This window comes from Agrobacterium sp. LR_9 (assembly GCF_041954855.1).
Classification (GTDB): domain Bacteria; phylum Pseudomonadota; class Alphaproteobacteria; order Rhizobiales; family Rhizobiaceae; genus Agrobacterium; species Agrobacterium leguminum.
In genome coordinates this window covers 1-18999 of record NZ_JAVAYA010000008.1, presented here as the reverse complement: position 1 = coordinate 18999, position 18999 = coordinate 1, and the positions used below count along the sequence as shown (strand labels likewise).

Genomic DNA, 18999 nt, shown 5'->3' with positions numbered 1-18999 from the left:
CACCGTCCGTCATGCCGGGCTTGACCCGGCATCCAGCGCGATCAAGTCCTTGATCGCAGTAGAGTCTCTGACCGCGCAGACGCGCGGTCGCTGGATTCCGGCTCAAGGCCGGAATGACGGAAGATGTCATTTGACCCGACTATAGCGGCACCTCAAACGCGCTTGAAGCCCTCGCTCGCCACCAGCAACTGCCTTGTATAATCCGCGCTGAATTCCCGGCTTTCCAGCGCCTCGGCCTCCAGCATTTCCACCACCCTGCCGCTTTTCATCACCGCAAGGCGATCGCACATATGGCTGATGACGCCGAGATCGTGGCTGACCATGACGAAGGTGAGGTTGCGATCCTTGCGGGCCTGTTCCAGCAGGTTGAGGATTTCCGCCTGAATGGAGGCGTCGAGCGCCGAAGTCGGCTCATCCAGCAGCAGGATTTTCGGCTCGACGATCAGCGCACGCGCAATGGCGATGCGCTGGCGCTGGCCGCCGGAAAGCTGGTGCGAATAACGGAAGCGGAAGCCGGAACCGAGGCCCACCTCGTCCAATGCCCGGGCAATGCGCTGCTCGCGATTATCGAGACCGTGGATGACCAGCGGCTCGAGCAGCAGCGCATCCACCGTCTGGCGCGGGTGAAGCGAGCCATAGGGGTCCTGAAACACCATCTGCACGTCGCTATAGAAGCTCTTGTCGCGGTGCTTGCCGGTATAGGAGCGTCCGGCCACCATCAAGGAGCCTTCATCGAAATGATTAAGGCCGGCAATGGCGCGCAGCAACGTCGATTTGCCGGAGCCGGACTCGCCGACGATGCCGAAAGATTCACCCTCGGCCACATCGATGCTGACGCGGTCGAGCGCGATATAACCGTCGAAATCGACCACCATGTCGCGAACGGAAAGAACTGAACTCATGCGCGCCACTCCGGCTTGCGTTCCAGAACCGGCAGCGGATGCCGGTGGCCGCCGATTTCCGGCAGGCAGTTCAGCAGGCCCTGCGTATAGGGATGTTTCGCTTCTTTCAGATTGGCCGAGGACAGTTCCTCCACCACCTTGCCGGCATACATGACCAGAACGCGGTCGCAGAAAGACGATACCAGCCTGAGATCGTGGCTGACGAAGATCAGCCCCATGCCGCGGTCGCGCACCAGCTTGTCGAGAATGTCGAGCACTTCCAGCTGCACCGTCACGTCGAGCGCCGATGTCGGTTCGTCGGCGATCAGCAGTTCCGGGCCGCAGACCAGCATCATGGCGATCATGACACGCTGGCCCATGCCGCCCGAAACCTCGTGCGGGTAAAGATCGAAGACGCGTTCCGGGTCGCGTATCTGCACGGCTTCGAGCATGGCGAGCGTGCGCTGGCGCGCCTCGCCGCCACCGATCTTTTCATGGGTGCGCAGGGTTTCCATGATCTGGCGGCCGATGGTCATGACCGGGTTCAGCGAATATTTCGGGTCCTGCAGGATCATGGCCATGCGCTTGCCGCGCATGATCCGCCGCTCTTTTGCAGACGCCTTGAGCAGATCAATATCGCCGAAGCGCAGCGCATCGGCCTCGATGCGCGCATTTTTGGGCGTCAGCCCCATGATGGCGCGGCCGGTCTGCGATTTGCCGGAACCGGATTCGCCGACGATGCCGAGACGCTCGCGGCCGAGCGTGAAGGACACGCCGCGCACCGCCTCCACCAGCCCGGTGCGGGTGGGAAAGGACACGCGGAGATTCTGGACGGTCAGAAGCGGCGCGCTCATTGGCCCGCCTCCTTGGGGTCCAGCGCATCGCGCAGACCGTCGCCCAGAAGATTGAAACCGAGGCTGACGATGAGGATCGCCACGCCGGGCATGGCCGCGACCCACCATTGGTCGAGGATGAAGCGGCGGCCGGAAGCGATCATCGCGCCCCATTCCGGCAGCGGCGGCTGTGCGCCGAGACCGAGGAAGCCGAGGCCTGCGGCGGTGAGGATGATGCCCGCCATATCCAGCGTCACGCGCACGATGAGCGACGACAGGCAGAGCGGCATGACGTGCTTCAGCACGATACGGAAGGGCGACGCGCCCATGAGTTTGACCGCGGCGATGAAATCGGAATTGCGGAAAGTCATGGTTTCGGCGCGCGCGATGCGCGCATAGGGCGGCCATGAGGTGAGCGCGATGGCGAGCACCGCGTTTTCAATGCCCGGCCCAAGCGCCGCGACCAGCGCCAGCGCCAGAACGAGCTTCGGAAAGGCAAGGAAAATATCGGTGATGCGCATCAAAACCGCATCCACCCAGCCGCCGGCATAACCGGAAACCGTGCCGACGATGAGGCCGACGGGGGCTGCGATGATGGCGACCAGAAGCACGACGAAAAGCGTCAGCCGCGAACCGTGAATGAGGCGCGAGAGAATATCGCGGCCCTGATCGTCGGTGCCAAGCAGATAACCTTCCGTGCCGGGCGGCAACAGCCGGGCATTGCGCAGATCGCCCTGCACCGGGTTATGCGGCGCCAGAACATCGGCAAACAGCGCCACGAACAGCAGCGCGATGATGATGCCGAGCCCAAGCAGCGCCAGACGGTTTTCCGAAAAGCGCCGCCAGATGACATAGGCGCGGCCAAGCCGCGCCTGCCTGCGCGAGGCCGGCCGGTCGGAGAGCAGCCATTCGCGGCTATAGGGTTTGATCGTATCGGTCGAAAGGGTCATCGGCTGCGCGTCCTTGGATCGAGCGTCCGGTAAAGCAGATCGGAGAAGAGATTGATGCCAACGAAGATGGCGCCGATCACGATCGTGCCGCCGAGAACGGCATTCATATCCGCATTCTGCAGGGAATTGGTGATGTAGAGGCCAAGCCCCGGCCAGGCGAAGATGGTTTCGGTGAGCACCGAACCTTCCAGCAGACCGGCATAGGAGAGTGCAATCACTGTCACCAGCGGCACGGCGGCGTTGCGCAGCGCGTGGAACCAGATGATGCGGGTTTCCGAAAGCCCCTTGGCGCGGGCCGCGACGATATATTCCTGGCTAAGCTCGTTCAGCATGAAGGAGCGCGTCATGCGGCTGATATAGGCCAGCGAAAAATAACCGAGCAGACAGGCCGGCAGGATGATGTGGCGGAAGAGATCCCACAACACGTCCCATTGCCGCTGCCAGATCGCGTCGATCAGGAAGAAGCCCGTGACCGGCGTGAAGGTGAATTCATAAACGATATCCATGCGGCCGGGATAAGCCACCCATTGCAGCCGGGCGTAAAACACCAGCAGCGCCAGAAGGCCGAGCCAGAAGATCGGCACAGAATAACCGATGAGGCCGATGACGCGCACCACCTGATCGGCAAAGCTGCCACGCTTGACGGCGGCAAGCACGCCAAGCGGAATGCCGAAGACGGCGCCGATGATGGTGCCGAGCGTGGCAAGTTCTATCGTCGCCGGAAACACCCGCTTGATATCCTCCATCACCGGATTGGTGGTGAGGACGGAGGTGCCGAAATCGCCCGATAGCGCCTGTTTCAGATAAAGGAAGAACTGCTGCCAGAGCGGCAGGTTGAGGCCGAGCTGCTCACGCACCCGCTCGACCACATGCGCAGGCGCACGGTCGCCGACGATCGCCAGCGCAGGATCGATCGGCACGACGCGGCCAATGAAGAATGTGACCGCCATCAGCCCCAGAAAGGTGGTGATGACGGTGACGGCGAAGCCGAGAACGGCTTTCACGCGGGCATTGACACGGCGTTTGCCGTGCCTCGCCCTGCTGTTGCTTTCAACCATGCTCAAGAGACCGATCCTTCCGGATCATTCCTTGGAAATGGTGTAGACGAAGTTGGTGTCGAAGCTCGGTCCGAGCTTCAGGCCCTTCAGCTTGGCGGAATATCCTGCCACTTCCGTCTGCTGGAAGATGATGACGAAGGGACCCTTCGCCAGAACTTCCTTCTGCAGGTTTTCATAGATGGCGGCGCGCTTGGCGCTGTCCTTCTCCAGAAGCGCCGACTGGGTTTCCTTGGTCAGGTCAGGAACGTCCCAGGCATTGCGCCAGGCGAGCGTCTTGTTCTTGCCCTCGTCGGAATTGTCGTAGTTGATGGTGAAGGTTTCCGCATTCGAGTTCGGGTCGAAATAGTCCGAACCCCACTGGCCAATGTAGATATCATGCGTGCGGGCGCGATATTTGGTCAGCGTCTGCTTGCCGTCGCCGGGGATGATTTCCAGCTTGATACCGGCCTGCGCCAGCGTCTGCTGCACGCTTTCGGCAATGCCGGTTACCGGCTGGGTGTTGCGCACATCCATGGACACGGTGAAGCCGTCCTTCAGGCCGGCCTTGGCGAGAAGCTCCTTCGCCTTGGCGACGTCCAGCTTGTAGGGGTTCTCGTCAAGCGCGCCGAGCTGGCCCTTCGGCAGGAAGGTCTGGTGAACTTCGCCGATGCCCTTGATGATCGTCGCACCGATGGCATCGTAGTCGACCAGATATTTGAAGGCTTCGATGACTTCGGGCTTCTTCAGGTTCTCGTTCTTCTGGTTGAGGCTGAAATAATAGACGGTGCCCTTCGGCGCGGAGGTGACGGCAAGGCCTTCCTTCTTGGAAACGGCTTCCATGTCGCCCGGCTCGAGGTTGCGGGCCACATCGATGTCACCGTTCTCAAGCGCCAGGCGCTGGCCCGAGCTTTCCTTCATGTGGCGATAGACGACGCGCTTCAGCTTCGGCTTCTCACCGTAATAATTCGGGTTGGCCTCGAGGATGACCGCTTCATTGGCCTTCCAGCCGAGGATTTTGTAGGGGCCGGAACCGGCATAACCGGTCTTCAGGAACTCGTTGCCGAAATCGGTATCGTATTTGTAATCGGCGCTCGGCGTAACCGACTTGGCCTTTTCCGTCACGAATTTCTTGTCGACCACCGAAGCGACGGTTGCGGTCAGCACGTTCAGCACGAAGCTCGGCGCATAGGGCTTGTCGACCGTCAGAACGAATGTGTTCGCATCCGCAGCCTTCGCCTTTTCGGTGACGTTGTCACCGCTGAGGCCGAACTGCGTCAAGAGGAATGCCGGCGACTTGTCGAGCTTCACGGCGCGTTCGAAGGAGAAGGCCACATCATCGGCCGTGACCGGATTGCCCGACGCGAATTTCAGGCCGGATTTCAGCTTGAACGTATAGGTGAGGCCGTCGTCGGAGGTCGTCCAGCTTTCGGCCAGATCGCCGATCACCTTGGACGTGTCGTTAAGATCGATGGAAACCAGCTTGCTGTAGGTGTTGCCGGTAACTTCAGCTGCGGAAAGTTCGAAAGCCTCGCCCGGATCGAGCGTGATGATGTCGTCGATGGCGAAACCTTCGACCAGCGTATCGGCCGGCGTTGCGGCAAAAGCATGGGGCGCGGCCAGCATCATCAGCGACAAAGCGGCGCTGGCGCTGAGAATACGCATGGATTTGTTGAGCGATTTGATCATAGGATCTCCCCTTTTGTTATAAGCTTGATTTGGTTCGCTTCAGCTCTTCTCAGGCCGCCTCGTGCCAGGCCTGAGACAAAACACGCAGCCAGTTTTCCCGGCATATTTTAGCAAGTTCTCCATCACCGTAGCCCGCCGATTTCAGCGCCGCAACCAGATTGTGATTGCCGCTCGCATCGGCAACGCCGACGGGTATCGTCGCGCCGTCGAAGTCCGATCCCAGCGCCACGCAATCAATGCCCATGCGCTCCACCATGTAATCGATATGGCGCACCATGTCGGAAAGCGGCGTATCGGCAATGTCCCGCGCATCCGCGCGCAGCATGGTCACGGCATAATTAAGCCCCACCAGCCCGCCGCTTTCCCTGATGGCATCCATCTGCCTGTCGGTGAGATTGCGGGCGACGGGGGTAAGCGCATGTGCGTTTGAATGGCTGGCGATCAGCGGCTGGTTGGTGGTCTTCGCCACATCCCAGAAGCCTTTTTCGGTGATGTGCGCGAGATCGATGAGAATGCCGAGCCTGTTGCATTCCTTCACCAGCGCAAAACCGGCATCGGTGAGGCCGGGCGCCGTATCGGGAGACATGGGGTAAGAGAACGGAACGCCATGGCCGAAGATATTGTGCCGGCTCCAGACCGGGCCGAGCGAGCGCAGGCCGGCGGCGTAAAACACGTTCAGCGCATCGAGATCGGCGTCGATCGCCTCGCAGCCCTCCATATGCAGCACGGCGGCGAAGATATCCTCGGCAAAGGCCTTGCGGATATCGGCCGTGGAGCGGCAAAGCCGCCACGCGCCGGCGCGGTCGAGCCTCAGCGCAATCGCCGCCTTTTCCATGGCGATATCGAGCGAAGGCTGGCGCTCCAGTGGGGAGGCGAGCGGCGTGTTGTAATGGCCGCTTTCATCCGGTTCCTGCAAGATGAGATCGCCGGAGGGAATATAGATCGCGCAGATGCCGCCGCCGAGACCGCCTGCCCTTGCACGCGGGCCGTCTATATGGCCTTCGCGCGTGCCGTTCCTGAATTCGGCCACCGGATCGGCACCGGCCCTGCTGTTGCGCCACAACCGAAGCAGCACATCATTATGACCGTCAAACACTGCATGCATGGGAAGAAATTCCAGTCATCGGAAAGAACAAAACGGGGGCGGGCAGACGCCGGGATGACACCGCGCGAAAGCAAACCGGCGCATTGTTCGCCGACCGCTATTGTCTGTCGGAGGCGATCTTAGGACGATCTCTTCGAGCTTCGCAAGACACAAATTAGGCAGCGGTGAAATTATCACCACTTGCCTTTTGCCGGAATTTGCGCTTCGTCAGGCGCGCCAGCCGCCTTCCGCTTTGGTGAGCAGCGGCGTTGAAAAAACACCCCTCACCCGCTCCGGCCATTCCGGCCCGAAAGCGGCGATTTTTTCCCGCCAGCGATCCGATTGCAGCATGGCCGCGCCGATGACGGCGGGCCGAATGCCGGAGGCGGCGAGAAGAGAAAGACCCGCTATGATGGAGCTGCCGCTGGAGATCACATCATCCACCAGCGCCACCCGCCGGTTCTCGATGAGCGGCAGCATGCGCGGATCGATATAAAGCCGTTTTTCCTGCCTTGTGGTGACGGAGGACATCGGCACCGACAGTTCCTCGAGATACCAGAATTTGCGCGAAGTGCCGAGCGGCACGTAACGGGAATGGCCGAGATGCCGGGCGACGGCGGCGGCGAGCGTCAGCCCCAGCGTCGGCAGGCCGATGACGACATCGGGCTTGAAGGGAAGAAGCTGTGCGGCAAGGTCGGCCGCCAGCGCCTCGAGCACTTCGAAAGAGGCCTGATTGACGATAAGCGAGGCGAGCGCATGTTCGCCATCCGCGAGCGGCCTTATCGGCAGGCATATCTGCCTTCCGTCATCCAGCGCCGCCGGAAAAAAGGTGGAATGCGGGCCTGCCGTTTCGAAGCTGCGGAGCGGATGGATCTCCTGCCAGAACTCATGCGGCGCGGCGGGAGAATGGGCGGCAGGCGATGCGGATGGCGGCATCGGTTTTTCCTTTCAGAACCGGGATGGCGCAAGGCGCAGGCGGTTTTCGGCCACGCCAATCCCGTTCGGCAGATTAGTCATTTTAGCAACCACAGAGACACTGCGGGTTCATTTCATTGGCTTTTTCCGCTAGGGTATTTCCGTTTTTATCCGAAACACGGAAATACCCTGGCTCTTTGGTTTACGCATTTCCGAACGCAAAACCGCTACACACTTTTGCTGGAAATGCTCTAGAAGAGAAAAAAGCAACAGGCATTCGGATGAACCCACCTATGACGCGGGTTTTTCCCATATTCAAGGACAAGCTGCCCATGAGACTGCTGGACCGCATCGGCGAGGACCTGCCATTCCTGACGGAGCTTCGCCACGACCTGCACGCGCATCCCGAACTGGGCTTCGAAGAGGAAAGAACCAGCGCCATCGTCGCCGATCTTCTCGAGCGTGCCGGGCTGAAGGTGCATCGCGGTCTCGGCGGCACCGGCGTGGTCGCCACGCTGCAGGTGGGCAACGGCACCCGCAGCATCGGCCTGCGCGCCGACATGGATGCGCTTGCCATGCCGGAAGTGCCCGACCGGCCCTATAAATCGAAATTTCCCGGCAAGATGCATGCCTGCGGCCATGACGGCCACACCGCCATGCTGCTGGGTGCGGCGCGTTACCTCGCAAAGACCCGCGATTTTTCCGGCACCGTGCATTTCATTTTCCAGCCGGCCGAAGAAGGCCGCGGCGGCGCGAAAAAAATGGTGGAGGACGGGCTTTTCACCCTGTTTCCCTGCGATGCGGTCTATGGCCTGCACAATATGCCGGGGCTCGGCATCGACGAAATGGCGGTGGTGGAAGGCCCGCAGCTCGCCTCTTCCGACAGCTGGCGCGTCACCTTCAAAGGCATCGGCACGCACGGCGCCAAGCCGCATCTCGGCCGCGATCCGGTGACGGCGGCGGGCACCTTCCTCGCCTCGCTGCAAACCATCGTCGGCCGCGTCGTCGATCCGCTGCAGCCCGCCGTGGTCAGCGCCTGTTCGGTGCAGGCGGGCGACCCGAAGGCGCTCAACGTCATTCCCGATCTCGTCGAAATCGGCGGCACGGCGCGCGCTTATGCGGCTGACGTGCGCGACCAGCTGGAAGCGGAAATCGGCAGGCTGGCAAAGGGCACGGCGGCGATGTTCGGCATCGAAGCAAGTTATGAGTTCATCCGCCGCATTCCGCCCGTCATCAACGACGCCGATGCAACGAAACGGGCGCTCCGGGCCGCCAAAACAGTCTTCGGCAACAGGACCCGCAACGCCTTCCCGCCCTCGACCGCCGGCGACGATTTCGCCTTCTTCGCAGGCGAAGCGCCCGGCTGCTATGTCTGGCTCGGCAACGGTCCTGCGGTGGATGGCGCGCTGCACCACAACACCTCCTACGACTTTAACGATGCGGCCATCGTGCCGGGCGTGGCGTTCTGGGCGACGCTGGTGGAGCAGGAACTGGCGGCGGATCAATGAAGCCCGCGGCACGCTCCGTCCGCGCGATGACAACCGAAAGATGTGAGCGGATGTTCTAGCTCACAACCGAAATCACCGGGCTTTCCATCACCCTGCCCGTCAACACATCGGCAATGCCCATATCTGTCTGGTGCGGGCCGATATTGCAGGCGAGTGTGGCGCCGAAGCAGGCCTTGAAGACGAGATAGGGCGGCTGCCATTCCACCAGCCTGCCGACGGCTTCGCGCAATTCTTCGAAAGCCTTTGCCACGTCGTCAAGCGGGGCATCGGAAACGAGGCCGGAAAGCGGCAACGGGAGAAGTGCGGTCACCCTGCCTTCGGAAGCGACAGCCATGCCGCCGCCGGCCTTTATCACCGCATTTGCGGCGAGCGCCATGTCCTCCGCATTACCGCCGAAAACGGTGAGGTTGTGGCTGTCATGCGAGACGGTGGTGGCGAAGGCGCCGTTCCAGTTTCCCCAGCCGGTGAGAAAGCCGGTTCTGGTGATCGGCTCGGCCATGCCGTGGCGATGGGTGACGGAAATCATCGTGGCGCCCTCAGGGGGAACGACGAAACCGTCCTTCACCTCGGCTTCCGCCTCGCCCCATTGCGTGAAGCGCGGGCGGTCGATGGTGGCGAGGCGTACCTTTGCCCCTTCGCAGGCAACCCGGAAATCATCGGCTGCGCGCAGCGGCAGCTTCATCGAGCCTTCGAGCGCCGCCGCATCGCAGGCCTGAACGTCGACGAGCATATGCCCGCCTTCCGCAACCGCCCTGCCCTCGGCCAGAACGTGGCGGGCGGCAAAACCGCTCAAATCCTCAAAGACGACGATATCGGCGCGACGGCCGGCGGCGATGAGGCCGAGATCGGCACGGCCGAGCCTTTGCGCGGCATTGAGCGTTGCGGCGCGCAGCGCCCATTCGGGCTTCAGGCCATAACGGACGAGGCGGCGCACCACATCGTCAAGCCCACCGCCTCGTAGCAGATCATCGGGGAAGACGTCGTCGGTACAGAGTGTCACCGTCTGCGGCAGGTGGCCGAGGGCGTTCAGCGCTTCCACGAATTCCGGTAGCAGGTGATCGTGCGAGCCGCGCAACTCAATCGTCATTCCTGCCCGCAGTTTCGCCATCAGGTCTTCGCCCGAGACCAGCTCGTGATCGGAAGAAACGCCCGCCGCCATGAAGGCGTTGAGATCGGCGCCCTTCAGGCCGCGTGCATGGCCGCAGACCAGCTTTTCCGAGGCAAGCCCGGCCTGCACGATGCCGCTCATGCGCGGATCGCGCTCGATGACGCCGCGCATATTCATGATTTCCGCGACACCGCCGACCTGCGGCCACGACAGGATATCGGCGAGAGTGGCAGCGTCGAAATCCGCCCCGCCGCGCTCCAGCCCCGGTGCGGAAGGCACGCAGGAGGGCGCGAGCAGAATGGCGCGCAGGGGCAGGTTCTGGATGGATTTCGCCGCCCAGCGCACCCCTTCCACCCCATGCACATTGCCGAATTCATGCGGGTCCCAGACGATGGTGGTGACGCCACGGGCAACCACGGCTGCCGCATAGGCGGCCGGCGTGACCATCGAGCTTTCGATATGCATATGTGTGTCGATGAGGCCGGGCGAGACATAGGCGCCTGCCGCATCGATGATCCGTGCAGCGTCGCTGCGGCTTGCTCGCTCGTGCACGCTGGCGATCAAAGCGCCGACAATGCCGATATCGGCGGCGCGAAGCTCTCCCGTCACCACATCCACCAATGTTCCGCCGCTGACGAGAACATCGAAAGGTGCATCGCCGCGTGCGGCGGCGACCGCGCGGCTGCGCAGCGCATCATCGGTGAGATCGGCAGGCTCGCGTGTCGGAAAGTTCGCGCTCATCGGGCGGCCTCCCGGCGCAACGCCTCGAGAATCGCCGTCTTCGCACCTTCGGCATCCACCGTTTCGGCGAAATGCGCGTTGAAGGCGTGAGCTTTCTCAGCGCGCGTCTCGACCACGGTTCGCCCGCGCGTCAGCGTCGCCTGAAGCTCGACATCGATCCGCGCATGACGCCAACCGATGAGACCGGAGACGAATGCGACGGCGGCAACGGGATCGTAAAGCGCCATGGCAGCTCTGCCACGGCTGGTGACGATGCCGATGAAACCTTCCAGCAGATCGGCGATCAGCCCGGCATTCTTGCCGCCGGCATTACGGATCGGCAGCACATCGGCCGGCGAGGCGGTGACTTTGCGGCAGGCGTCCAGATCGACCATGCGCAACGGCAGGCCGTGGGAGAGCACGATGGCCAGCGCTTCCGGATCGGCAAAGGCGTTGAATTCGGCCGAGGCCGTGTGGTTGCCGCTGGTCACGCCACCACCCATCCAGGTGAGATCGGAAATTCTGGCGGCAAGATCAGGCCGGGCAAGGCAAAGCGCGGCGATATTGGTGAGTGGGCCGAGTGCCAGAATGCGCTTCTCACCATCACCCTCAAGCCAGTTGCACAGGGCGGCAAAGGCATCGCTTTTCGGCAAGACCGGCGCATCCGGCAAGTTTTGGCCGACGGTCGGAATGCCGTTATCGCCCAGAATGCATTGCGCGGTTTCGAGTGCACCGAGCACCGGCATGGTGCGGCCCTGATGGATCGGCATCGACCAGCCGAAGGCTGAGACGGCGCCTGCGGCATTGCGGCAGACGGCCTGAAGTGTCGCGTTGCCGAAGACCAGCGAAATGCCGTCGATGGCAAGGCCCGACGATTGCACCACCATGATGGCGGCGATATCGTCGAAGCCCATATCGGTATCGATCCATACACCCATGGTCAGTTGAACACCTTGAGGCTCGCCGCTTTTTCGACCGGCAGGTCGAAGGCGAGCGTATCGCCGATTGCGTGGGAGGTCAGGGCGGCGTCCGTTTCCGCCTTGATGGGGCCAAGCGGCGTATCGAGCAGATATTCGCGGCTGTTGCCGGCAAAGGAGGTGCCGCGCACGGTTCCCTGGAAAGGACCTGAACCGAGGGTGACCATGCGCGGCCGCCAGGCCAGTCCGGATGCTGAAAGGACTGGTCCGGGAAGCGGTGTTGCGCCGTTTGCGGTTTTGAGCGCGCCGCCTTCCAGCGCGAAGATGTTTTCAAAGCCGACGAAATCCGCCACGAAGGACGAAACCGGCGCGTTGTAAATGTCTTCCGGCGTGCCGATCTGCTCAATCTTGCCGCCCTTCATGACGACAATGCGGTCGGCGAGCGCCAAAGCCTCGATCTGGTCATGGGTGACGAAGATCATCGTCACGCCGGTCTCCTTCTGCACGCGCTGCAATTCGGTGCGCATTTCGAGCCTGAGACGCGCATCGAGGTTGGAGAGCGGCTCATCGAGCAGGAGCACCTTCGGCTCCATGACCATGGAGCGCGCCAGCGCCACGCGCTGCTGCTGGCCGCCGGAAAGCTCCGCCGGCTTTCGCGAGGCGAAGCTGGACAAGCCCACCGATTTCAGGCCGGAGGCGACCTTGTCTTCCAGCGCCTTGCCGTTCATGCCCTTGAGCTTCAGGCCGAAGGCGACGTTTTCATAGACCGTCAGATGCGGGAAGAGCGCATAGGACTGGAACACCAGACCCACGGCACGCTTGTTGGCTGCAACGCGCGTGATATCGGCCCCATCGAGATCGATGCGCCCGCCGGCCACCGGCATCAGCCCGGCAATGGCGCGCATCGTCGTGGTCTTGCCGCAGCCGGAAGGCCCGAGAAGCGCGAGCAGCTCGCCCTTGCGGATATCGAGATCGAGGTCCTTGACGGCGACATTGCCGCCATAGGCGAGCGAGACTTTTTTGAGCGAAAGGTAATTTGCGTCAGACATAACGGGAGAACCCCAAGAAACGTTCGGCCAGGAAGACGATGCCGATGGAAAGGAAGGCGAGCAGCGAGGAGAGTGCGGCCACGGAAGGATCGAAGACGATTTCCATGTAGCCCAGCATATCAATGGGCAGCGTGCGAACGCCGGGGCCTGACAGGAACAGCGACACCGGCACCTGGTTGAAGCTCGTTACGAAACCGAGAATGAAGGCTGAGAGAATGCCGCCGCGAATATTCGGCAGCACAACGCGGAAAAACGCACCCACCCGCGACGAGCCGAGCAGCACCGCCGCCTCCTCGATATCCGAGCGCAGATTGTTGAGGCTGGCCGACACCACCCGCACCGCATAGGGCAGGATGAGCGCCGTGTGGGCGAGGAACAAAGCAAGCGTGATGCCGATGCCGAAAGGCACGACGAAATAGCGCAGCAGCGCTAAGCCGACGATGATACCCGGCACGATGATCGGCGCGGAAACGATGGTGCGCACCGTCTCGGCAAAAGGCAGCTTATAGCGCGACATGGCGTAAGAAGCGGGGATGCCGAGGATGAGCGCCGCAAACGTACCGCCGATGGCGAGGAACATCGACATCGCAAAGCTTTCGCGAAAACTTTCCACCGTGAAGACCTTGGCGATCCATTTCAGCGAAAAACCCTGTGGCGGAAAGGCGAGCGTATCGCCGGCCGAAAACGAGGCCGCGACGATGATGAGGAACGGCCCGATCAGGAAACCGACGACAAGCAGAAGCGTGAGCGGAATGAAGAGCTGCCGGGTCATTTCTTGTTCCTTGCGGTGGCGATGCGCTTCAGCAGGATATTGGCGGCAAAGCTCATGACGATCAGGATGAAGGCGATGACGCTGGCGGAGACGAAATTGTTGGAAACCGTGACCTGCTGGTAAAGCAGGGTTTCCAGCATCAGCACCTTGGAGCCGCCGAGAATGGCGGGCGTGATATAGGCCGTGAGCGAACCGGTGAAGACCAGCGTGCCGCCGACGACCAGCCCTTCCTTGGTGAGCGGCAGGATGACCTTCCAGAACACCTGCAGCCAGCTTGCGCCGAGAACGCGGGCAGCCGCAATCGTATCCTTCGGCATATTCTCAAGCGCGCTGATGAGCGAGATGATCATCAATGGCAAGAACAATTGCAGAAGGCCGATGAAGACGGCGGTTTCGGAAAACAGGATGCGGATCGGCCCGTCGCTGAGGCCGACAGCCTGCAGCGCCTGATTGACGATGCCGGTTCGACCCAGAATGACGATCCAGGCATAGGTGCGGGCGACGGGTGAAATCATCAGCGGCAGCACGACCAGATTGACGACGTGCCCCTTCGCGCCCTGCGACAGGTTGACGATGGCGAAGGCCGCCGCATAACCCACCACCGCCGAGACGATGGTGACAAGCGCGCCGAGCTTCAGGGTGCGCAGGAAAACCGTCTGGTTCAGCGGATCGGTGAAGAAATCGGCGTAAGCCGACAACGTCCAGCCATCGGCGGTGCGAAAACCCTCCGACAGCAGCATGAAGACCGGCACAAGAAAGACCGCCGCCGCGAAAATTGCGGCAGGCAAGGCAAGCGCCAGCGCTTCGGCCCGGTTCTGAAACATGGGTTTATTCCCTGAACGGCCTGAGGGCCGGTTGTTACGGCAGCCAGACGCGCCGGCCTACGATCAAAAAGGGTGGAAAAGCGGTCAGGGGACGACCGAACCGCTTTTCCGGGAATGGAGCCGTCCTTGCGGACGTTTAAATGCCCCATTCCAAACGGTGAATGGGCTTACTGGCCCACCTTCGCGTTCCACTCCGACAGCCACTTGTCGCGGTTATCCAGCGTCACGTCGGACGGAATGAGCTGCAGGCTTTTTGCGGTTTCGTCGCCATAGGTGATGTTATTCGCCACCTCATCGGAAACCTTGACTTCCCTGTTGGTCGGGCTGTCCACCAGCTTTTCGGCCAGCGCCTTCTGAACGTCGGTCGATAGCCAGAAATCCATGAACTGCAACGCCAGATCTTCGTTCTTCGTACCCTTCGGCACCACGAGCACGTTCATGCCGCCGGTCTGGCCTTCCTTGGGCGTCGCCCAGGCAAGCGGCAGGTCGAGCTTGGTGAAAGGCGCCCAGGAGAAGCGGCCGATCGGGGCTGCCCAGATTTCTTCCTGCTGCATCAACTGCACCAACTGCGAGGATTTGACGTAGAAAGTGACGATGTCGTCCTTCTTTTCGCCCACGGCCTCGATGGCGCCGGAAAGATCGGGCGTGTCCTTGCCGATAGCTTTGCCGAGCATATAAAGCGCCGGCGGGCCCTGATTGGTGGTAACATTCGGGAAGGCGACGTGGTCGACGATATCGTCCTTCAAAAGATCGGCCCAGCTGTCGATCTTCATCTTGTCGGTGCGGTAAACAATTGAGGTGGCGTAGAAATTGACGCCGACGCTCATGCCGTCGCCATTCGGATCCTTGGCGATGTCATAGAGCTTTTCGATATTCGGAACCTTGGAAGCATCGATCTTCTGGATCAGATCCTTGCGGGTGGCCGAAAGCGCATCCGCCATGGAGACGATGGCGAGATCGACCACCGGATTGGCCTTGTTGGCCTCCATCTTGGCCAGACGCTCGACGCTGTTGCCGGTCTCGACGACCAGCTTGCAACCGCATTTCTGCTCAAACGGCGTATAGACCAGTTCCTTGAATTCGTCCTGCGCGAAGGCATAGACGGAAATCGTCAGCGTCTTGTCCTGCGCCTCAGCGGCCCCCATCGTCAGCATCAGGGCGCTGCCCGATGCGAGAATGATCTTTTTCATGGTGTGAGTTCTCCTGCTGTCGTTTTTTTGGCTTCAATCGCATCATGCTTTGCCTTGCCGGTGGAACCGCGCATGATCAGCGCCATCGGTACTTTCGAAATATCCGCGGTCACTTCGCCCGCGATGCCGTTTTCGCCCGCGCCATCGATCGCGCGCAGCAGCGCGCCGACGGCGAGATCGGCTATCCGGCCCATATCCATGCGCATGGTCGTGAGCGGCGGGGTGACCACGGCGGAAAAGATGAGATCATCGAAACCGGTGACGCTTGCTTCTTCCGGCACCTCGATGCCCTCACGCTGCAACTCGGTCAGCGCCCGCAGCGCATGCAGGTCGGAAATGGCGGCAAAGCCGGTAAAACCATCCGCCACCAGATCGGCAAGCCCCAGCCGGCAACCCGCACCGTCAGACTCTTCGATGCTGTCGATCCAGAGCGTCCGGGTCACGCAGGCCTTGCCAAGACCATCCCGAATGCCGCCGAGACGGTCGTTCTGCACATTGGAATCGCGGTTCTTGCCCACCAGCACCACCTTGCGGTGGCCAAGGCCTGCCAGATAGTCACCCACCTGCCGGCCACCATCCCAATGGTCGGCGGCGACGGTATTGCCCGGTGTTGACGGGCTGTCGATGACGGCGACCGGGCAATCGACATCGGAAATGCGCGTGCCACGGCGGGGAACGACCACCATACCATCGACCCCGCGCTCGATCAGCCGGTTGATCGCATCCGTCTGCAGGGCGATATCGCCACGGGAGTCGGCGATCAGCACGCCGTAACCGGCAGTAACGGCAGCCTTTTCAATGGCCTGCGCGATCTGCGGGAAGAGCGGGTTAGCAATGTCAGGCAGAACCAGCCCCAGAACACCGCTTCTGCCGGTGCGCAACGCCCTGCCCGCCGAACTCGGCACATAACCCAGTTCACTTGCCGTCTTGCGGATACGCTCTACCAGATCAGGTGAAACACGGCCTTTACCCGACAGCGCATTGGACACGGTTGCAACCGACACGCCGAGTGCCGCTGCTATCGCGCTCAGATTGGTGGCAGGCCGTGACGACGCCATGGATGGTCCGGGAAAGCTGATTAAACGTTTAATCAGGATAAGCGAGGCGCGGGCCGCTGTCGAGTCCTGCGCCGGCGAAATACGGCGAAAAGCTGGGCACAAAGGTTAAATGCCCGAAAAAAGAGCGATTATTTTTTACAGGGCCTGAGTGCTGGCGGCGCGATAAGCCTCAACCTGGCGCACCAGCCAATCGCGAAACAGCACGACCGGGACATGATTGGCACGCGAAAGCGGCGCCACCGCATAATAGGAACTGGGGCTTCTCGCCTGATGATCGAAGGCCTTTACCAGTTGCTTCGATTTCAGCTCGTTATCGATCAGAAACAGCGGCATCAGCGCCACACCGAGCCCGGCGATGCAAGCCTGCGCCACGCTGGAAAACTGTTCGAAGCGCATGCCCTGCGGCAGGGCGAGCGACAGGCCGAGGCTTTCGAACCAGTGCCCCCATGCGCCGGGCCGCGAGGCCATGTGCAGCAGCGGCAGGGCGGCGATATCCTCTCCCTTTTCCACGGGATGGGCGCTGAGGAATTGCGGGCTGCACACCGGCGCGACCATTTCATGCATGAGAAAGGTGCTTTCCGCCCCCGGCCAATCGGCCTGGCCGATATGGATCGCCATATCCAGCTGCTCACGCTCAAAGTCGAATTGGCCGATGCGGGTGGCGAAATTGATGGTGATTTCGGGGTGGTTCGCCACGAAATCCGGGATACGCGGCAGAAGCCAGCGGGTGCCGAAGGTGGGCAACATGGCAAGGTTCAAGGTATTGCCATGCGTTTTGGTCATGATCTGCAGTGAGGCGGAGCGTATCTCGCCAAGGGCGGAGGCAATCGATTTTGCATAGGCACGGCCTTCCGCCGTCAGCGCCACGCCGCGTGCGCCGCGTTCGAAAAGGCGCACGCCAAGCTGTTCTTCCAGTGACATAACCTGCCGGCTGATCGCCCCCTGCGTCAGGGCAAGCTCATCGGCGGCCGCGGAAAAGCTGCCGAGCCGGGCCACGGAATCGAAGGCGGCGAGCGCACTGGTGGAAGGCAGGAGTTTGCGGCTGAGAGACGTCATCAGCCATTACTATATGTAATGCAAAAATGAGTAAACATGGCTTGTGCCGACTGGCTCGAATACCAATAATCCGGCCACCAAATCCGGAGGCATCACGTGAGCGAACACGCAGCATTCAATTGGCAGGACCCTTTTCTGCTCGAAGACCAACTGACCCACGACGAGCGGATGATCCGCGACGCCGCCGCCGCCTTTGGCAAATCCGAACTCTTGCCGCGTGTCTCCGAAGCCTATCTTTCCGAGACCACCGAGCCGGAACTGTTCCGCCTGATGGGCCGCACCGGCCTGCTCGGCGTCACCCTGCCGGAAGAATATGGCGCGGCCAATGCCAGCTATGTGGCTTACGGCCTCGTCGCCCGCGAGGTGGAGCGCATCGACAGCGGTTACCGCTCGATGATGAGCGTGCAGTCCTCGCTCGTCATCCATCCGATCTTCGCCTATGGCTCCGACGAGCAGAAGAAGAAATACCTGCCCGGCCTCGTCTCGGGTGAACTGATCGGCTGTTTCGGCCTGACCGAGCCGGATGCCGGCTCCGATCCCGGCGGCATGAAGACCCGCGCTGAAAAGATCGCCGGCGGCTATCGTCTGCGCGGTTCGAAAATGTGGATTTCCAATGCGCCAATCGCCGATGTCTTCGTCGTCTGGGCGAAATCGGAAGCGCATGACAACCAGATCCGCGGCTTCGTGCTGGAAAAGGGCATGAAGGGCCTCTCCGCTCCCAAAATCGGCGGCAAGCTGTCGCTGCGCGCCTCCATCACCGGCGAGATCGTTCTGGACGGTGTGGAAGTGGGCGAAGACGCGCTGCTGCCCAATGTTTCCGGCCTGAAAGGCCCGTTCGGCTGCCTTAACCGCGCCCGTTATGGCATTTCCTGGGGTGTCATGGGGGCTGCGGAAGATTGCTGGTTCCGCGCCCGGCAATATGGTCTCGACCGCAAGCAGTTCGGCAAGCCGCTGGCCGGCATGCAGCTTTACCAGAAGAAGCTCGCCGACATGCAGACCGAAATCGCGCTCGGACTTCAGGCATCGCTCCGCGTCGGCCAACTGATGGACGAGCACAAGATGGCGCCGGAAATGATCTCCATCATCAAGCGCAACAATTGCGGCAAGGCGCTGGATATCGCCCGCCAGGCCCGCGATATGCATGGTGGCAACGGCATCCAGATCGAATATCACGTCATGCGCCACGCCCAGAACCTTGAGACGGTCAACACCTATGAGGGCACGCACGACGTCCACGCGCTGATCCTCGGCCGGGCGCAGACGGGCATTCAGGCGTTTTTCTGAGGCTTTATCCACGTCGGGGATCTCGGCTTTAAAGAGGCCCAAAGCCTCTCCTTCGTCATGCTCGGGCCTGTCCCGAGCATCTGCAACCGATTGTTCTAACGAGACGTGGTTGGATCCTCGGGACAAG

The 18999-nt window shown here is 61.6% G+C and carries 17 protein-coding genes; 2 read left to right on the top strand and 15 right to left on the bottom strand.

Going from position 1 to position 18999, the window contains the following annotated elements:
• Positions 1–152 precede the first annotated feature (152 nt).
• The 7 genes from RAC79_RS11510 to RAC79_RS11480 all read right to left on the bottom strand — a co-directional run bounded on the left by RAC79_RS11510 (position 153) and on the right by RAC79_RS11480 (position 7407).
• Complete coding sequence (locus tag RAC79_RS11510) at positions 153–902, bottom strand: ABC transporter ATP-binding protein (protein ID WP_080858207.1); 750 nt, start codon at positions 900–902, stop codon at positions 153–155.
• Positions 899–1735 (bottom strand): ABC transporter ATP-binding protein, encoded by an 837-nt coding sequence (locus RAC79_RS11505; protein ID WP_080857873.1) that lies wholly within the window; start codon positions 1733–1735, stop codon positions 899–901. Before RAC79_RS11505 ends, RAC79_RS11510 begins: the two co-directional genes overlap by 4 nt.
• On the bottom strand, positions 1732–2664 hold the full coding sequence (locus tag RAC79_RS11500) for an ABC transporter permease (RefSeq protein ID WP_080857872.1): 933 nt from the start codon (positions 2662–2664) through the stop codon (positions 1732–1734). Before RAC79_RS11500 ends, RAC79_RS11505 begins: the two co-directional genes overlap by 4 nt.
• The gene (locus tag RAC79_RS11495; RefSeq protein ID WP_137005550.1) at positions 2661–3728 is read right to left on the bottom strand and encodes an ABC transporter permease; all 1068 of its coding nucleotides are present in this window, start codon (positions 3726–3728) and stop codon (positions 2661–2663) included. Before RAC79_RS11495 ends, RAC79_RS11500 begins: the two co-directional genes overlap by 4 nt.
• Before the next feature lie 18 nt (positions 3729–3746).
• Entirely contained in the window at positions 3747–5387 is a 1641-nt protein-coding gene (locus tag RAC79_RS11490) for an ABC transporter substrate-binding protein (RefSeq protein WP_374997007.1), read from the bottom strand.
• A gap of 49 nt (positions 5388–5436) precedes the next feature.
• Positions 5437–6492, bottom strand: a complete 1056-nt coding sequence (locus RAC79_RS11485) for a dipeptidase (RefSeq protein ID WP_174046302.1) — start codon at positions 6490–6492, stop codon at positions 5437–5439.
• A gap of 207 nt (positions 6493–6699) precedes the next feature.
• Positions 6700–7407, bottom strand: a complete 708-nt coding sequence (locus tag RAC79_RS11480; RefSeq protein WP_174046300.1) for a phosphoribosyltransferase — start codon at positions 7405–7407, stop codon at positions 6700–6702.
• Positions 7408–7718: 311 nt separating this feature from the next.
• On the opposite strand from RAC79_RS11480, the gene RAC79_RS11475 reads away from it, so the two are divergent.
• Positions 7719–8894, top strand: coding sequence for a M20 aminoacylase family protein (locus RAC79_RS11475; protein WP_065655306.1), 1176 nt, complete (start codon positions 7719–7721; stop codon positions 8892–8894).
• Positions 8895–8949: 55 nt separating this feature from the next.
• On the opposite strand, the gene RAC79_RS11470 is transcribed toward RAC79_RS11475, so the two are convergent.
• The 8 genes from RAC79_RS11470 to RAC79_RS11435 form a co-directional block, all read right to left on the bottom strand.
• Entirely contained in the window at positions 8950–10743 is a 1794-nt protein-coding gene (locus RAC79_RS11470) for an adenine deaminase (protein WP_142845240.1), read from the bottom strand.
• Positions 10740–11660, bottom strand: coding sequence for a nucleoside hydrolase (locus RAC79_RS11465; RefSeq protein WP_374997006.1), 921 nt, complete (start codon positions 11658–11660; stop codon positions 10740–10742). The genes RAC79_RS11470 and RAC79_RS11465 overlap by 4 nt, the downstream gene beginning before the upstream one ends.
• Positions 11661–11662: 2 nt before the next feature.
• Positions 11663–12688: an ABC transporter ATP-binding protein gene (locus tag RAC79_RS11460; protein ID WP_374997005.1), complete on the bottom strand. Its 1026-nt coding sequence runs from the start codon at positions 12686–12688 to the stop codon at positions 11663–11665.
• Positions 12681–13460, bottom strand: coding sequence for an ABC transporter permease (locus tag RAC79_RS11455; RefSeq protein WP_149743152.1), 780 nt, complete (start codon positions 13458–13460; stop codon positions 12681–12683). The genes RAC79_RS11460 and RAC79_RS11455 overlap by 8 nt, the downstream gene beginning before the upstream one ends.
• Positions 13457–14284, bottom strand: a complete 828-nt coding sequence (locus RAC79_RS11450; protein ID WP_080857866.1) for an ABC transporter permease — start codon at positions 14282–14284, stop codon at positions 13457–13459. Before RAC79_RS11450 ends, RAC79_RS11455 begins: the two co-directional genes overlap by 4 nt.
• Positions 14285–14451: 167 nt before the next feature.
• Positions 14452–15474: an ABC transporter substrate-binding protein gene (locus tag RAC79_RS11445; protein ID WP_078053249.1), complete on the bottom strand. Its 1023-nt coding sequence runs from the start codon at positions 15472–15474 to the stop codon at positions 14452–14454.
• Positions 15471–16532 carry a LacI family DNA-binding transcriptional regulator gene (locus RAC79_RS11440; protein WP_374997004.1) on the bottom strand — a complete coding sequence of 354 codons (1062 nt, stop codon included), beginning with the start codon at positions 16530–16532 and terminating at the stop codon, positions 15471–15473. The genes RAC79_RS11445 and RAC79_RS11440 overlap by 4 nt, the downstream gene beginning before the upstream one ends.
• A 135-nt stretch (positions 16533–16667) precedes the next feature.
• Positions 16668–17588 (bottom strand): LysR family transcriptional regulator, encoded by a 921-nt coding sequence (locus RAC79_RS11435; RefSeq protein ID WP_174040393.1) that lies wholly within the window; start codon positions 17586–17588, stop codon positions 16668–16670.
• 96 nt (positions 17589–17684) lie between these two features.
• Between RAC79_RS11435 and RAC79_RS11430 the strand changes: the two genes are divergently transcribed.
• Entirely contained in the window at positions 17685–18872 is a 1188-nt protein-coding gene (locus tag RAC79_RS11430) for an acyl-CoA dehydrogenase (protein WP_374997003.1), read from the top strand.
• Positions 18873–18999 lie beyond the last annotated feature (127 nt).

Excerpts from the sequence above, each read along its gene's own strand:
- RAC79_RS11460 (WP_374997005.1), bottom strand. The coding sequence starts at position 12,688 with ATGTCTGACGCAAATTACCTTTCGCTCAAAAAAGTCTCGCTCGCCTAT.
- RAC79_RS11490 (WP_374997007.1), bottom strand. The coding sequence starts at position 5,387 with ATGATCAAATCGCTCAACAAATCCATGCGTATTCTCAGCGCCAGCGCC.
- RAC79_RS11435 (WP_174040393.1), bottom strand. The coding sequence starts at position 17,588 with ATGACGTCTCTCAGCCGCAAACTCCTGCCTTCCACCAGTGCGCTCGCC.
- RAC79_RS11465 (WP_374997006.1), bottom strand. The coding sequence starts at position 11,660 with ATGGGTGTATGGATCGATACCGATATGGGCTTCGACGATATCGCCGCC.
- RAC79_RS11470 (WP_142845240.1), bottom strand. The coding sequence starts at position 10,743 with ATGAGCGCGAACTTTCCGACACGCGAGCCTGCCGATCTCACCGATGAT.
- RAC79_RS11485 (WP_174046302.1), bottom strand. The coding sequence starts at position 6,492 with ATGCATGCAGTGTTTGACGGTCATAATGATGTGCTGCTTCGGTTGTGG.
- RAC79_RS11455 (WP_149743152.1), bottom strand. The coding sequence starts at position 13,460 with ATGACCCGGCAGCTCTTCATTCCGCTCACGCTTCTGCTTGTCGTCGGT.
- RAC79_RS11440 (WP_374997004.1), bottom strand. The coding sequence starts at position 16,532 with ATGGCGTCGTCACGGCCTGCCACCAATCTGAGCGCGATAGCAGCGGCA.
- RAC79_RS11445 (WP_078053249.1), bottom strand. The coding sequence starts at position 15,474 with ATGAAAAAGATCATTCTCGCATCGGGCAGCGCCCTGATGCTGACGATG.
- RAC79_RS11480 (WP_174046300.1), bottom strand. The coding sequence starts at position 7,407 with ATGCCGCCATCCGCATCGCCTGCCGCCCATTCTCCCGCCGCGCCGCAT.
- RAC79_RS11500 (WP_080857872.1), bottom strand. The coding sequence starts at position 2,664 with ATGACCCTTTCGACCGATACGATCAAACCCTATAGCCGCGAATGGCTG.
- RAC79_RS11505 (WP_080857873.1), bottom strand. The coding sequence starts at position 1,735 with ATGAGCGCGCCGCTTCTGACCGTCCAGAATCTCCGCGTGTCCTTTCCC.
- RAC79_RS11450 (WP_080857866.1), bottom strand. The coding sequence starts at position 14,284 with ATGTTTCAGAACCGGGCCGAAGCGCTGGCGCTTGCCTTGCCTGCCGCA.
- RAC79_RS11510 (WP_080858207.1), bottom strand. The coding sequence starts at position 902 with ATGAGTTCAGTTCTTTCCGTTCGCGACATGGTGGTCGATTTCGACGGT.
- RAC79_RS11475 (WP_065655306.1), top strand. The coding sequence starts at position 7,719 with ATGAGACTGCTGGACCGCATCGGCGAGGACCTGCCATTCCTGACGGAG.